The organism is Sphaerisporangium sp. NPDC088356 (assembly GCF_040685555.1).
Classification (GTDB): Bacteria; Actinomycetota; Actinomycetes; order Streptosporangiales; family Streptosporangiaceae; genus Sphaerisporangium.
In genome coordinates, this window is the sequence record NZ_JBFBIK010000059.1 from 31,341 (window position 1) to 44,746 (window position 13,406).

Sequence of the window (13,406 nt, forward strand, 5' to 3'; positions counted from 1 at the left end):
GTCACGCGGCCCCGGAGTCCTTGGGCGATCACGCGGCCGCCTCCGGGGCACGGCCGGTGGCGGCCGTCATGACGCTTTCCTCGGTGGCCAGCTCACGCGCGATCTCCGCGGTGAGCCGGCCCTCGTGCATGACGAGCACGCGGTCGGCCATGCCCAGCACCTCCGGCAGGTCAGAAGAGATCATCAGGACGGCGATGCCGCGCCCGGCCAGCTCGGACAGCAGGCGGTGCACCTCGGCCTTGGTGCCGATGTCGATGCCCCGGGTGGGCTCGTCGACGATCAGCACCGCGGGGTCGGTGGCCAGCCACTTGGCCAGCACGACCTTCTGCTGGTTTCCGCCCGACAGGACGTTCACCGCGTCGCCGAGCCGGGTGAACTTGAGCTGGAGCCGCGTGGCCCAGTCGCGCGCCCGGTCGCGCTCGGCGGCACGGGAGACCACCGGGCCCCGCCGCACGCTCCTGAGGCCCGTGAGGGCGATGTTGCGCTCGATCGACAGGTCCATGACCAGGCCCTGCTGCCGGCGGTCCTCGGGGACGAGCGCGAGGCCCGCCGCCATCGCGGCGGCCGGGCTGCCGGCGGGCAGGCGGCGCCCGCCGACCTCCACCGAGCCCGCGTCCCAGCGGTCGACCCCGAAGATCGCGCGCGCGACCTCGCTGCGGCCCGCCCCGACCAGACCCGCCAGGGCGACGATCTCGCCCCGGCGCACCTCGAACGAGATGTCGGTGAACACGCCCTCGCGGGTGAGACGGCTGACGGTCAGCGCCACCTCGCCCGGCGTGGTCTCCTGCTTGGGGTAGAGGGTGTCGAGGTGGCGGCCGACCATGCGCCTCACCAGGTCGTCGGGGGTGAGCCCGGAGATGTGCTCGCTCGCCACCCACGCCCCGTCGCGCAGGGTCGTGACGCTCCGGCAGAGCTCGAAGATCTCATCGAGGCGGTGGGAGATGAACAGCACCGCGCAGCCGTGCTCCCTGAGCGCCTCGACCACACTGAACAGCCGGGCGACCTCGTTGCCCGACAGCGCGGCGGTGGGCTCGTCCATGATGAGGACGCGCGCCTCGCGCGACAGCGCCTTGGCGATCTCGACGAGCTGCTGGTCGGCGATGGACAGGCCGCGCGCGGGCCTTGCCGGGTCGAGCGCGACGCCGAGGCGCCTGAACAGCTCGGTGGCCTCGCGCCGCACGGTACGCCGGTCGATGCGCCCGAACCGGGCGCGCGGCTGGCGGCCCATGAAGATGTTCTCCTCGACGGAGAGATCGGGGAAGAGCGTGGGCTCCTGGTAGATCACGGCCACGCCGGCCTCCTGGGCGGCGGCGGGGCCGTCGAACTCCACGGGCCGCCCGTCGAGCAGCACCTCGCCCTCGTCGGGGCGGTGGACGCCGGTCAGGGTCTTGACGAGGGTGGACTTGCCCGCGCCGTTCTCCCCCGCGAGCGCGTGGGCCTCGCCGGCGAACAGCTCCAGCGAGACACCTCTCAGCGCGCGGACCGCGCCGAACGACTTGCTGACCTGCCTCAGTGCGAGCACCGGCGGCGCCGTGCCGGAGGCGGGCCCCCGCGGGGCCTCGACCTCGCCCGGATCGTTCACGCTGACCCGCCCCTTCCTTAGCGCTTGGCATGCGGAGCCAAAAACGTTTTAATGGCCTTGCCGGGACGCTACGGCCGGTCCGGCGACCATGTCAATGGGGGGTGAAGCCGCTGTTTCCAGAGCGTTACCGGGGCTTCTCCACCGCATCCCCGGCCCAGGTTCCGCATCCCTGTGCGATATTCGTACGAGGCCTGGTGCGCGCTACCGCTGGCACGTTTTAATAAACGCCGACCACCGAAGGAGTACGGATGACCACGGGGAGCACCGGAAGCACGGTGAGCATCAAGGAGGTCGCCGCGCAGGCCGGGGTCTCGCCCGGCACGGTGTCCAACGTGCTCAACCGGCCCCACAAGGTGGCGGCTGAGACGCGCTCCCGCGTCGAGCAGGTCATCAGGGAGCTCGGCTTCGTGCGGCACGGCTCGGCGTCCACGCTGCGCGCGGGCCACAGCCGCACCATCGGCCTTTCGGTGATCGACATCGGCAACCCCTTCTTCACCGACGTCGCCGCCGGCGTGGAGGACGTGGCCAGCGAGCTGGGCTATGCCGTGATCCTCGGCAACTCCTCGGGAGACCGGGTGAAGGAGGAGCGCAACCTGCGCGTCTTCGCCGAGCAGCGCGTGCGCGGCCTGCTGATCACCCCTTCCGACGAGGATCCCGCCCGGCTCGACGTGATCCGCGACCGCGGCATCAGCGTCGTGCTCGTCGACCACCCCGCCCACCGTCCCGACCAGTGCTCGGTCGCCGTCAACGACATCACCGGCGGGCGCACGGCGGCGGGCCACCTGCTCGACGGCGGCGCCGCCCGGCTCGCCTTCGTCACCGGCCCGCTGACCATCCGGCAGTGCCTCGACCGCATGAGCGGCGCCGAGCAGGCCATCGCGGCGGCCGGCCTCGACCCCGCCTCGGCGCTGGAGGTCGTCGAGATGCCGGCCATGAACGCCAGGGCGGGGCAGCGGGCGGCCGAGAAGCTGGTCGCCGGGGGCCGCCTCCCCGACGCGATCTTCTGCGCCAACGACCTGCTCGCCCTCGGCCTGCTACGAGGGCTGCTCCAGGCCGGCCTGCGGGTGCCCCACGACGTCGCCCTCATCGGTTACGACGACATCGACTTCGCCGCCGCCTCCGCCGTTTCGCTGAGCTCGATCCGGCAGCCGACCTACAAGCTCGGCCGCATCGCCACCGAGCTCCTCCTCGACGAGTGCGACAACCCGGAGAGCCATGCCCACCAGCAGATCATGTTCCAGCCCGAGCTCGTGGCCCGCGAGTCCACCCGGCGCGGGTGAGGCGGCCCCGCGCGCGGCACGGCCACCGGGCCTGAGGGGCGCCCGGGAGGTGAGGAGGTGGTGGTGAGCAAGGTCGCGGCCGTCGACCTCGGGGCCTCCAGCGGGCGGGTGATGACGGCGCGCATCGACGCCGGCGGGGTCGAGCTGACCGAGGTCCACCGGTTCGCCAACCGGCCCGTCCGGGCCGGGGGCACCCTCCACTGGGACATCCTCTCCCTCTACCAGGGCATTCTCGACGGCCTGCGCAAGGCCGGGCCGGTCGACTCCATCGGCGTCGACTCCTGGGCGGTCGACTACGGCCTGCTCGACTCCTCCGGCCGGCTGCTCGGCAACCCCGTCCACTACCGCGACGAGCGCACCTCAGGGGTCATGGAGCGGGTGGTCGCCGAGATGGGCGCCGCCTCGCTGTACGGGGTGAGCGGCCTGCAGTTCCTGCCGTTCAACACCGTCTACCAGCTCCTGGCCGACCGTGAGGCCCTCGACCGGGCCGAGACGCTGCTCATGATCCCCGACCTGCTCACCTACTGGCTGACCGGATCGATCGGCGCCGAGGTCACCAACGCCTCCACCACCGGGCTGTACGACGTCCGCACGGGCGACTGGGCCCGCCCGCTCATGAGCCGCCTCGGCCTCCCCGGTGAGATCTTCCCCGCCCTGCGCCCGCCCGGCTCCCCCGCCGGAGTCCTGCGTCCCGACGTGGCCGCCGGCATCGGGAACGCGGGCGAGCCCGTGCCCGTGATCGCGGTGGCCTCCCACGACACCGCCTCGGCCGTGGCCGCCGTTCCCGCCACCACCCCGGGGTTCGCCTACATCTCCTCCGGCACCTGGTCGCTCGTCGGCGTCGAGCTTCCCGGGCCCGTGCTCACCGACGCGAGCCGCGAGGCCAACTTCACCAACGAGGGCGGCCTCGACGGCACCACCCGCTACCTGCGCAACGTCATGGGCCTTTGGATCCTGCAGGAGTGCCTGCGGGCCTGGGGCGACCCCGGCCTGCCCGGCCTGCTGGCCGCCGCCGGGCGGGCACGCCCGTTCGCGGCGCTGGTCGACCCCGACGACCCGTCCTTCCTGCCCCCCGGCGACATGCCCGGCCGCATCGCCGCCTACTGCGAGCGCGCCGGCCGCCGGCCCCCCTCCGGCGCGGCGGAGACCGTCCGCTGCGTGCTCGAAAGCCTGGCCCTCGCCTACCGGCGTGCCGTGCTCGACGCCGCACGCCTCAGCGGCCACGACGTCGAGGTGATCCACATCGTCGGCGGCGGGGCGCGCAACGGGCTGCTCTGCCAGATGACCGCCGACGCCACCGGCCTTCCGGTGCGGGCCGGGCCGGTCGAGGCGGCGGCGCTCGGCAACGCGCTGGTCCAGGCCCGCGCGCACGGCCTGGTCACCGACATCCGCGACCTCGTACGCCGCGGCGAGCCGATCACCGCCTACGAGCCGAAGGGCGACCAGTCGCTCTGGTCCGCCGCCGCCGACCGCCTGGCCGTCTCCTAGATCCGTCGATCCGGCCAGATGGACGGCCCTGCGATCAACAAGTGGCCGTGAAGAGGTACCTGCCGGACACAAGGTACGTGCATGCTGTACCCGGAACGAGCAGAGCGCCGAAGCCCTACGGCGGAGGTCGCACCCGGAAGGAGCACCAGTGCTGTCGTGGGGTATCGCGGCCACGGGCGGCATCGCCCGCACGGTCGGGCAGGTGATCGCGCGGGAGCCGGGCATGCGGGTGGCCGCCGTCGGCTCCCGTGATCTCGACCGGGCGCGCGGGCTCGCCCACGAGCTGGGCGCGTCCCGCGCGTACGGCTCCCACGAGGAGCTGGTGCTCGATCCCGAGGTTGACGTCGTGTACATCGCGACGCCGCACTCCCACCACCTCCCGGTCGCCGAGCTCGCCATCGCGGCGGGGCGGGGGGTGCTGTGCGAGAAGCCCCTGGCCGCCACCGCCGCCGACGCCGAGCGCATGGTCAAGCTGGCGCGCGAGGCGGGGGTCTTCCTCATGGAGGCCATGTGGATGCGGTTCAACCCGCTGGTGAGGCGGCTGCACGGGCTCGTGCGCGACGGGAGCTTCGGCACGGTGCGGTCGGTGTCCGCGTCGTTCGGGTTCCCCCTGCCCTACGATCCGGCGCACCGGCTGTGGGATCCCGCGCTCGGCGGCGGGGCCCTGCTCGACCTCGGCATCTACCCGATGGGCCTGGCCCAGCTCCTGCTGGGCGAGCCCGGCGCGATGACCGTCACCGGCACCCTCTCCCCTTCGGAGGTGGACGCCGAGGTGGGGCTGCTGATGTCGTGGAACAACGGCGCGCGGGCGCTGCTGGACACCTCGCTGCTCAGCCCGCTGGCCAACACCGCCTCGGTGACGGGCACGACCATGCGCGCCGACCTCGACGCCCCCTTCTTCGCTCCCCGCCGCATGATCCTGCGCGGTCTCTCCGGCGAGCCCGAGGAGCACGCGATCGCCGACTCCGACAACGGGTACGCCGGGGAGCTCCGCGAGGTGCGCGACGCGCTGGCCGAGGGCCGCACCGAGAGCGCCGTCATGCCGCTGGAGGACAGCCTCGCCATGATGCGCCTGATCGAGGAGGCGCGGGGCCACGTCGCGCGCCTTCGTTGCCTGGCGCCGGTCACCGCCGGAGACTGATCATGTGAGCCCTAGCGTCCGTGCCGAGATCCGGGTCGACGGTGTCGTCCAGGGGGTGGGATTCCGCCCTTTCGTCCATCGGCTCGCGACGCGGCTGGGGCTGTGCGGGGTGGTCGGCAACGACGAGCACGGCGTGTTCATCGAGGTCGAGGGCCTCTCCACCGCCGTGGCCGAGTTCCTGGAGACCGTGAGGCACAGGCCGCCTCCGCTCGCGATCGTCGACGGCGTCACCTGGCGGGAGGTGCCCGTCACGGGTGTGCCCGGGTTCGGCATCGCGCCGAGCACGGGCGCGGGGCGGGGGCGGGCCCTCATATCCCCCGATGTCGCCACCTGCGCCGACTGCCTGCGGGAGCTGGAGGATCCCTCCGACCGCAGGTACGGCTATCCGTTCATCAACTGCACCGCCTGCGGGCCGCGCTTCACGATCGTCCGGGCCTCTCCGTACGACCGGGCCGGCACCACGATGGCGGCGTTCGAGATGTGCCAGGCGTGCTCGGCGGAGTACCACGACCCGGCCAGCAGGCGGTTCCACGCCCAGCCGCTGTGCTGCGCCGAGTGCGGCCCGCGCCTGCGGCTGGTCGACGCCTCGCTGCGGGAGATCCCGGGCGACCCCGTGGCGGAGGCGGCCGGGCTCCTCCGGGCGGGACGGCTCCTCGCGGTCAAGGGCATCGGCGGGTACCACCTAGCCGTCCGTGCCGATCTGGAGCGTGCGGTCACGGCGCTGCGCGCCGGAAAGCACCGGGAGGACCGGCCGTTCGCGCTGATGGTGCCCTGCCTGGCGGCGGCACGCCTGCTCTGCGAGATCGGCCCGGACGAGGAGCGGCTGCTCACCGGCCGGCGCCGGCCCATCGTGCTCCTGCGCCGCCGCGCCGAACACCCCGCCGCGAAGGACGGGCTCATAGGGGTCGCGGACGCGGTCGCGCCCGGGGCACGGTCGCTCGGCGTGATGCTGCCCTACTCCCCCCTGCACCACCTGCTGCTGCGGCACTTCCCCACCCCGATCGTGCTGACCAGCGGGAACGTCTCCGACGAGCCGATCGCCTACCTCGACGAGGTGGCGTTCAAGCGCCTGCACGGCATCTCGGACGCCTTCCTCGTCCACGACCGCCCGATCCACACCCGCACCGACGACTCGGTCGTCCGGGTGTTCCGGGGCAGGGAGCTGCCGATCCGCCGCTCGCGGGGCTACGTCCCGGCGCCGTTGCCCCTCCCGGCAGAGGTCCGCCGGCCGGTGCTCGGCTGCGGAGCCGAGCTGAAGCACACCTTCTGCCTGGCCGAGGGACGCCGCGCGTTCGTGTCGCACCACATCGGGGACCTGGAGAACTACGAGACCCTCAGGTCGTTCACCGACGGCGTCGGGCATTTCCAGCGGCTGTTCGGCATCAGGCCCGAGGTGGTCGCCCACGACCTGCACCCGGAGTACCTCTCGACCAAGTACGCGCTGGAGCGGGAAGGCGTCGAGCTGGTGGGCGTGCAGCACCACCACGCGCACATCGCGTCGTGCCTGGCCGACAACGGCGAGGCGGGGCCGGTGATCGGCGTGGCCTTCGACGGGCTCGGATACGGCCCGGACGGCACGCTGTGGGGCGGCGAGTTCCTGGTCGCCGATCTGGCCGGGTTCGAGCGCGCGGGGCATCTGGAGACGGTGCCCATGCCCGGCGGGGCGACCGCGATCCGCCGGCCCTGGCGCATGGCCGCCGCCTACCTCGGCACGGGGGCGCCGGAGGGGCTGTCGATACGCGAGCGGAACGCCGGCCAGTGGGACGCCGTCGCCGCCATGGCCGCGCGGGGCGTGAACGCGCCGCCGACCTCCAGCGCGGGACGCCTGTTCGACGCGGTCGCCGCCATGGTCACGGGGCGCGACGCGGTCACCTACGAGGGGCAGGCCGCCGTCGAGCTGGAGCAGATCGCCGCGCCCGGCGAGCGGCGGGCGTACCCCTGCCGCATCCTCGACCCCGCCGGCGGCGCGACGGCCGGTGAGCGCCCGTTCACGGTGGCGGGGCGCGATCTGGTCGAGGCGGTGCTGGAGGACACCCGCGCGGGGGCCGAGGCGGGGGTGATCTCCGCGCGCTTCCACAACGGGGTCGCCCGGCTCATCGTGGAAGGCTGCCTGCGGGTACGCGAGCGCACCGGCCTGGCGGCGGTGGCGCTGTCCGGAGGGGTGTTCCAGAACCTCTTCCTCGTCGAGCGGGCGACCGGCCTGCTGGAGGAGCGCGGCTTCAGGGTGCTGCTGCACTCCCGCGTCCCGCCGAACGACGGGGGCATCAGCCTCGGCCAGGTGGCGGTGGCGGCGGCCAGGCCACCGGACCGGCTGAGCTGACGCGCTGCTCGCCTCGACGGCGACGGTCGATCGCGCGCCGGAGACACCGAACCGCCCGGTCACCCCTGCATCCTCGCGCCTAGGAGGAGGCGGGCTTCCTCGCCGCGCGGGCCATCTCGACCTTGGCGCTGGCGGCGTACTTGTCGACGTACTCCTGGCCGGACAGCTCCATCAGCGCGTACATGATCTCGTCGGTGACGGCGCGGAGCACCAGCCGGTCCTCCTCCATGCCGTAGTAGCGGGAGAAGTCGAGCGGCTTGCCGTACTTCACGCCGGGGCGGATGCCGAGCTTCGGGAACCTGCGGCCGGGAGGCATCATCTCGAACGTGTTCACCATCGCCCAGGGGATCACCGGCACCCGCGACTCCAGTGCCAGCCGGGCCACGCCCGTCTTGCCCTTGTAGAGGCGCCCGTCGGGCGAGCGGGTGCCCTCGGGGTAGATGCCGAGGACCTGGCCCTCGCGCAGGATGCGCAGGCCGGTGCGCAGCGCCGCCTCGCTGGCCTTGCCGCCTGACCTGTCGATGGGCACGGTGCCGACGCCGGTGAAGAACGCCCGGCTCAGCAGCCCCTTGATGCCGCGCCCGGTGAAGTACTCGGCCTTGCCGAGCGAGATGACCTTGCGGGGCAGCGGCAGCGCGCCGAAGAAGTGGTCGGCGAACGACAGGTGGTTGCCCGCGAGGATCGACGGGCCCTCCTTCGGGACATGCTCCTTGCCCTCGGCCCAGGGACGGAACACCAGATGGAGGAACGGCGAGAGAATGGCCTTCACCACCCAGTAGAACACTCGGGGCACCTCTTCTCTGGCTTCTCTCGGGGTTCACATCGCTGTAACCGGCGTGGCGTCATCTTCGCATGCCGGGCGCACCTCACCTACACCTCACCGCCCACCAACCGCGACACCGGGCTCGCGGATCTCGCGGGACGGCCCTCGAACGTGCGACGATCGAGCCTGCCGTATCAGGAGAGGAACCCAACATGCCGCTCATGCCCGGCTCCGAGCCGTATCAGCACGAAGGTGGCCAGGTCGGGGTCCTGCTCTGCCATGGTTTCACCGGGACGCCGCAGTCGCTGCGCCCCTGGGGGCAGTACCTCGCGGCGGCGGGCCTCACGGTGTCGCTGCCCCGCCTGCCCGGACACGGCACCACCTGGCAGGAGATGAACCGCACCCGCTGGGAGGACTGGTTCGCCGAGCTGGAGAGGGCCTTCGAGAGCCTCAGGAGCAGGTGTGCCGAGGTCTTCGTCATGGGCCTGTCGCTCGGGGGGTGCATGGCGTTCCGGCTGGCGGAGGTGCACGGCTCTTCGGTGCGTGGCCTGGTGGTCGTGAACCCGTCCATCGTGAACGACACCCCGCTGCTGAAGCTGGCCCCCGTGCTGAGGTTCGTGCTCCCCTCGGTCGCCGGCGTCGCGAACGACATCAAGCGAGAGGGGGTCACCGAGCTGGGCTACACGCGCACTCCGGTCAGGGCGGCGGCCACGCTCCCGAGGCTGTGGTCGCTGGTCCAGTCGGAGCTCGGCCGGGTCACCCAGCCCGTGCTGGTCTACCACAGCCCCGAGGACCACGTTGTGAAACCGGCGAGCGTCGAGCTGCTGCGCCAGGCCCTCGGCGACAACCTGACGGTCCGCGAGTGCGCGAACAGCTACCACGTGGCGACGCTCGACAACGATGCTCCCGAGATTTTCGAGGGGAGCCTCGACTTCATCAGGGCCCATGCGTCGGTACCCTTGCAGAGAGACTGATCCCACTGCGGAGAAGACTGATCCGACCTCATCATGAGCAGAGGAACGAATCGAAGTGACCGGTGACGCCACAGAGTGATGAGGACGAGGTCTGGCGTCAGATCGTCGCCTCTTTCAACGAAACCGCCGAGGCCACCTCGGCCGGCCAGCCATGGCCGGACCGCGAGAACGTCCCCGTCGAAGACGCCCCCCAGCAGGTGAAGGCGGAGATCCCCGCGGAGACCCGCGAGGAGGAGCCGGCCGCCCCGCCCCCGGCTCCCGAAGAGGACGACGGCGACCACTACGTCCCGCCTCCCCCGCCGCCGCTCCCGAAGATGGACGCCGGCACCAAGATCGCCTGGTTCGCCCTGTTCGGCGGCCCGGCCTACCTGCTGCTCGCCGCGCTCCTGTCCTGGCCGATGGACGGGTGGATCGTGTTCGCCGCCATCGCCGCCTTCATCGGCGGCTTCGTGGCGCTGATCGTGCGGATGGGCGACGGCCCGCCCCCCGACTCGGGCTGGGACGACGGCGCGATCCTCTGACCGCTCACGGGGTGCCGACCACAACCGGCGAGACCTCCGTGTCGGATTGTCGGAGGATCTCGCGCCAAACGGGTTCCGTTTCGCGGGCGTCAGTGCTATCACTTGCCTCTAGGTGGCCTGGGGAGCCCACGGAGGACGGTTGGAATTTCTTCTGCTCGGTCCGGTGGAAGCCTGGCATCGCGGGGAGCGGCTCTCGCTGGGCGGCCCGAAGCCGCGTGCCCTCATGGCGGCACTGCTCCTCAGCGCGGGCAGGGTCGTCTCCGGTGAGCACCTCGTCGACGCCCTGTGGGGAGACCGGCCGCCGAGCAGCGCCAACGCGCTGATCCAGACCTACGTGTACGGGCTGCGCCGCGCGCTGGTGCACGCCGGGCAGGACCACCTGCTGGAGACCAGGCCGCCGGGTTACCTGATCAGGCCCGAGCACGGGCAGCTCGACCTGCGGACCTTCGAGGACCGGGTGGCGGAGGGCCGCCGCCACGCCGCCGAGGACCGTCACGACGCCGCGGCCGACGAGCTGCGCGCCGCGCTGGCCCTGTGGCGGGGGTCGGCCCTCGGCGGCATCGGGGACGCGCTGCGCGGGGAGGCCGGGCGGCTGGAGCAGACCCGCCTTTCGGTCCTTGAGGAGCGGATCGGCGCGGAGCTCGCCGTGCACAGGGAGGCCGAGCTGGTCGGCGAGCTGACCGAGCTGGTCTGGGCGCACCCTACCCGCGAGCGGCTGCGCGGCCGGCTGATGACGGCGCTGTACCGGCTGGGCCGCCAGGCGGACGCGCTGGCCGTCTACCACGAGGGCCGCCGCGCCTTGGCGGACGAGCTGGGCGTGGACCCCGGGGCCGAGCTGCGGCACCTGTTCGAGGCCATGCTGCGGGGGGACCCCTCGCCGGCCCGGCCCGGCGTGAAGCGAGGCGCCGCCCCGGTCGGCCCGGTCACCCCGCCGCCGCCGGCCGATGCTCCCGCCACGAGCCCCGCCGGCACGGGCGGCTCCCCCGCGCCGCCTGCCGTCCAGGAGGAGCCGCGCCAGGAGGTCGTGCCCGGGCACCTGCCGCGCGGCGTTCCCGACTTCACCGGGCGGGCCACGCAGATCGCCGAGCTGACTGCGTGCCTGAACGCCCCGAGCGACACGGTCACGGTGGCGGTGATCTCCGGCAAGGGCGGCGTCGGCAAGTCGGCGCTCGCGGTCAAGGTCGCCCACGAGGTGACCGACGCGTACCCGGACGGGCAGCTGTACGCCGACCTGCGCGGCGTCAGCGACTCCCCCGCCCCTCCCCTTGAGGTGCTCGGGCGGTTCCTGCGCGCCCTCGGCGTCCCGCCCACCGGGATACCCGGCACCCTCGAGGAGTGCGGCGACGCCTACCGCAGCATGCTCGCGGAGGCCCCGGCCCTGGTCGTCGCCGTCGAGCGGGCCGCCGCGATGGACCTGCACGAGGTGGCCTGCGAGGTGAGCGCGGCGCTGTGCTCGTCCTCGTTCTCGGTGGACGCGAGGTTCGACGAGTGGCGGCGCACGCACGAGGCGGCGCTGGCGGCCGTGCGCAGGGCCGGTGACGTGCTGGGCGAGGCGACCCTGCTGGTGGGGCTCGGCCAGCTCCGCAACAGACAGGACCGCTACCCCGAGGCGCGGGGGTTCTTCCACGAGTCGCTCCCCCTGTTCAGGAAGGGCGGGGACGCCCACGGGGAGGCGGTCGCGCTCGCGGGCATCGGCACCGCCTGCCGCGAGGAGGGCGACCTGGAGCAGGCGCTGCCCCACCTGGAGCTGGCGGGGCCGCCTTCGAGGAGCTCGGCGACGACTCGGGCACCGGCTACGCCAAGAGGCTGGCCGGGTCGGTGTTCCTCGAACGCGGCGACTACGCCGCCGCGTCGGCGCTGCTCGACGACGCGCTCGCCGCGTTCAGGCGGCTCGGCAGCAAGCGCGGGGAGGCCCTCACCCTTCGCTCCACCGCGCTGGTGCATCGCGCGTCGGGCGACCTGCGCCTGGCCGAGACGCTGAGCGCGCGGGCGGTCGAGCTGCTGCGCGAGACCGACGACGTGCTGATGGAGGCCTACGCGGTCCAGTCGCTGGCCAAGACGCGCATCCGGCTGGGCGAGCACGACGCCGTCCTGCCCGGACTGGTGGACGCTCTAGGCGTCTGCACCGGCCAGGCCGACCGGTTCGGGGAGGCGCTGATCCTGCGCACGATCGGCGAGCTGCACCTGGCGCGGGGCGACTTCGCCGAGGCCGAGGAGCGGCTCACCCGTTCGATCGCCGTCTGGGACGACCTCGGGCTGCCGCTCTTCCGTGCCCGCTCGCTGCGTGACCTGGCGAGCGTACGGGCGGCGCGCGGCGACGCGGCGGGGGCGCGGGCGCTTCGCGAGGAGGCCCTCGGGGTCTTCGCCGCCTTCGGCACCCGGGAGTACACGGAACTTCTCTCCGCTCTTTAGCGCGTTTTTGGAGAGAACTTGTAGAGGAGCGGCCGAACCTGGCGGCGAGGGCCGACAGCGTGAGGCCCGCCCGCCTCGACAGGCCCGCCGAGCACGCGGCCGTCGCGGGGGGCCAGATGCCGCAGGCGGTCGCTCCGCCTGGCACAGTGCTCAGGAGAGAGCGTGTCACAGATCATTCTCATGTCCGATCCCCGGGTGGCCGCCGTGCCGGTCGAGGAGTCGGGCGAGCCCCTGGTGGACCTGCGGGCGAACACCGAAATCCTCCTCGACGGGCGCCTCGCCGACCCGGAGGGCGCGTTCGCCCACCTCCGCGAGGGGCTGGCCCAGCGGCTCCTCCGGGCGCAGAAGCTGCTGCCGGACGGGCTGCGCTTCATCGTGGTGGAGGGGTACCGGCCGTACTCGCTGCAGGAGCGGTACTTCACCCGGTACGCGGGCAGGCTTCGCGAGGCCAACCCCGACTGGCCGGAAGATCATCTCTACGTGCAGACCAGCCGCTCGCTGTCCCCTCCCCACATCGCTCCGCACGTCTGCGGCGCGGCCGTGGACCTCACCCTGTGCACGGAGGCGGGGGAGGAACTGCCGATGGGCACCGAGGTCAACGCCAGCCCCGAGGAGAGCGACGACGCCTGCTACACGGCGGCTGCCAACATCTCGGTGGAGGCCAGGGCCAACCGGGAGATCCTCTCCAAGGTCCTCGAGGAGGCCGGGCTGACCAATTACCCGACCGAATGGTGGCACTGGTCCTACGGTGACAGATATTGGGCGCTCGCCACCGGCTCTGGGGCCGCCCGCTACTCCCATGTGAACTGGCCACCCGCCGGCCGGCGAGAACTGAACCGGTAACGAAGAGAAACGATCCCGGGAAGACCCCTGAAACACAGGGATTCCTTCCCGGGATTTCTTCGCGCCCGGGGCCGGCCCGCCA

The 13,406-nt window shown here is 72.8% G+C and carries 10 protein-coding genes and 1 pseudogene; 9 read left to right on the forward strand and 2 right to left on the reverse strand.

All coding sequences use genetic code 11. The features are described 5' to 3' along the window. Nucleotides 1-28 precede the first annotated feature (28 nt). A complete protein-coding gene (locus tag AB0O34_RS21775; RefSeq protein WP_363917988.1) occupies nt 29-1,522 on the reverse strand; it encodes a sugar ABC transporter ATP-binding protein in 1,494 nt (497 codons plus the stop codon). Nucleotides 1,523-1,830: 308 nt separating this feature from the next. Here AB0O34_RS21775 and AB0O34_RS21780 point away from each other — a divergent pair, with 308 nt between their 5' ends. From AB0O34_RS21780 to hypF, 4 genes are all read left to right on the forward strand, one after another. Then, nucleotides 1,831-2,862 (forward strand): substrate-binding domain-containing protein, encoded by a 1,032-nt coding sequence (locus tag AB0O34_RS21780; RefSeq protein WP_363917970.1) that lies wholly within the window; start codon nt 1,831-1,833, stop codon nt 2,860-2,862. Between the two features lie 111 nt (nt 2,863-2,973). Further along, nucleotides 2,974-4,350, forward strand: coding sequence for a rhamnulokinase family protein (locus AB0O34_RS21785; RefSeq protein WP_363917990.1), 1,377 nt, complete (start codon nt 2,974-2,976; stop codon nt 4,348-4,350). A 148-nt stretch (nt 4,351-4,498) separates the two neighbouring features. Further along, on the forward strand, nt 4,499-5,491 hold the full coding sequence (locus tag AB0O34_RS21790; protein ID WP_363917972.1) for a Gfo/Idh/MocA family oxidoreductase: 993 nt from the start codon (nt 4,499-4,501) through the stop codon (nt 5,489-5,491). A 4-nt stretch (nt 5,492-5,495) separates the two neighbouring features. Beyond that, nucleotides 5,496-7,811 carry a carbamoyltransferase HypF gene (gene hypF, locus AB0O34_RS21795; RefSeq protein WP_363917974.1) on the forward strand — a complete coding sequence of 772 codons (2,316 nt, stop codon included), beginning with the start codon at nt 5,496-5,498 and terminating at the stop codon, nt 7,809-7,811. Nucleotides 7,812-7,890: 79 nt separating this feature from the next. Here hypF and AB0O34_RS21800 read toward each other — a convergent pair whose 3' ends face one another. Then, nucleotides 7,891-8,595 carry a lysophospholipid acyltransferase family protein gene (locus AB0O34_RS21800; RefSeq protein ID WP_363917976.1) on the reverse strand — a complete coding sequence of 235 codons (705 nt, stop codon included), beginning with the start codon at nt 8,593-8,595 and terminating at the stop codon, nt 7,891-7,893. Between the two features lie 191 nt (nt 8,596-8,786). Here AB0O34_RS21800 and AB0O34_RS21805 point away from each other — a divergent pair, with 191 nt between their 5' ends. From AB0O34_RS21805 to AB0O34_RS21825, 5 genes and pseudogenes are all read left to right on the forward strand, one after another. Continuing rightward, nucleotides 8,787-9,548: an alpha/beta fold hydrolase gene (locus tag AB0O34_RS21805; RefSeq protein ID WP_363917978.1), complete on the forward strand. Its 762-nt coding sequence runs from the start codon at nt 8,787-8,789 to the stop codon at nt 9,546-9,548. A 62-nt stretch (nt 9,549-9,610) separates the two neighbouring features. Further along, nucleotides 9,611-10,069, forward strand: a complete 459-nt coding sequence (locus AB0O34_RS21810) for a hypothetical protein (protein WP_363917980.1) — start codon at nt 9,611-9,613, stop codon at nt 10,067-10,069. Between the two features lie 223 nt (nt 10,070-10,292). Next, nucleotides 10,293-11,759 (forward strand): annotated as a pseudogene (locus tag AB0O34_RS21815) (BTAD domain-containing putative transcriptional regulator); the annotation flags it as partial. A 128-nt stretch (nt 11,760-11,887) separates the two neighbouring features. Further along, on the forward strand, nt 11,888-12,481 hold the full coding sequence (locus AB0O34_RS21820) for a tetratricopeptide repeat protein (protein WP_363917982.1): 594 nt from the start codon (nt 11,888-11,890) through the stop codon (nt 12,479-12,481). A 162-nt stretch (nt 12,482-12,643) separates the two neighbouring features. Continuing rightward, nucleotides 12,644-13,324: a M15 family metallopeptidase gene (locus tag AB0O34_RS21825; RefSeq protein ID WP_363917984.1), complete on the forward strand. Its 681-nt coding sequence runs from the start codon at nt 12,644-12,646 to the stop codon at nt 13,322-13,324. The last annotated feature ends 82 nt before the right edge of the window (nt 13,325-13,406 follow it).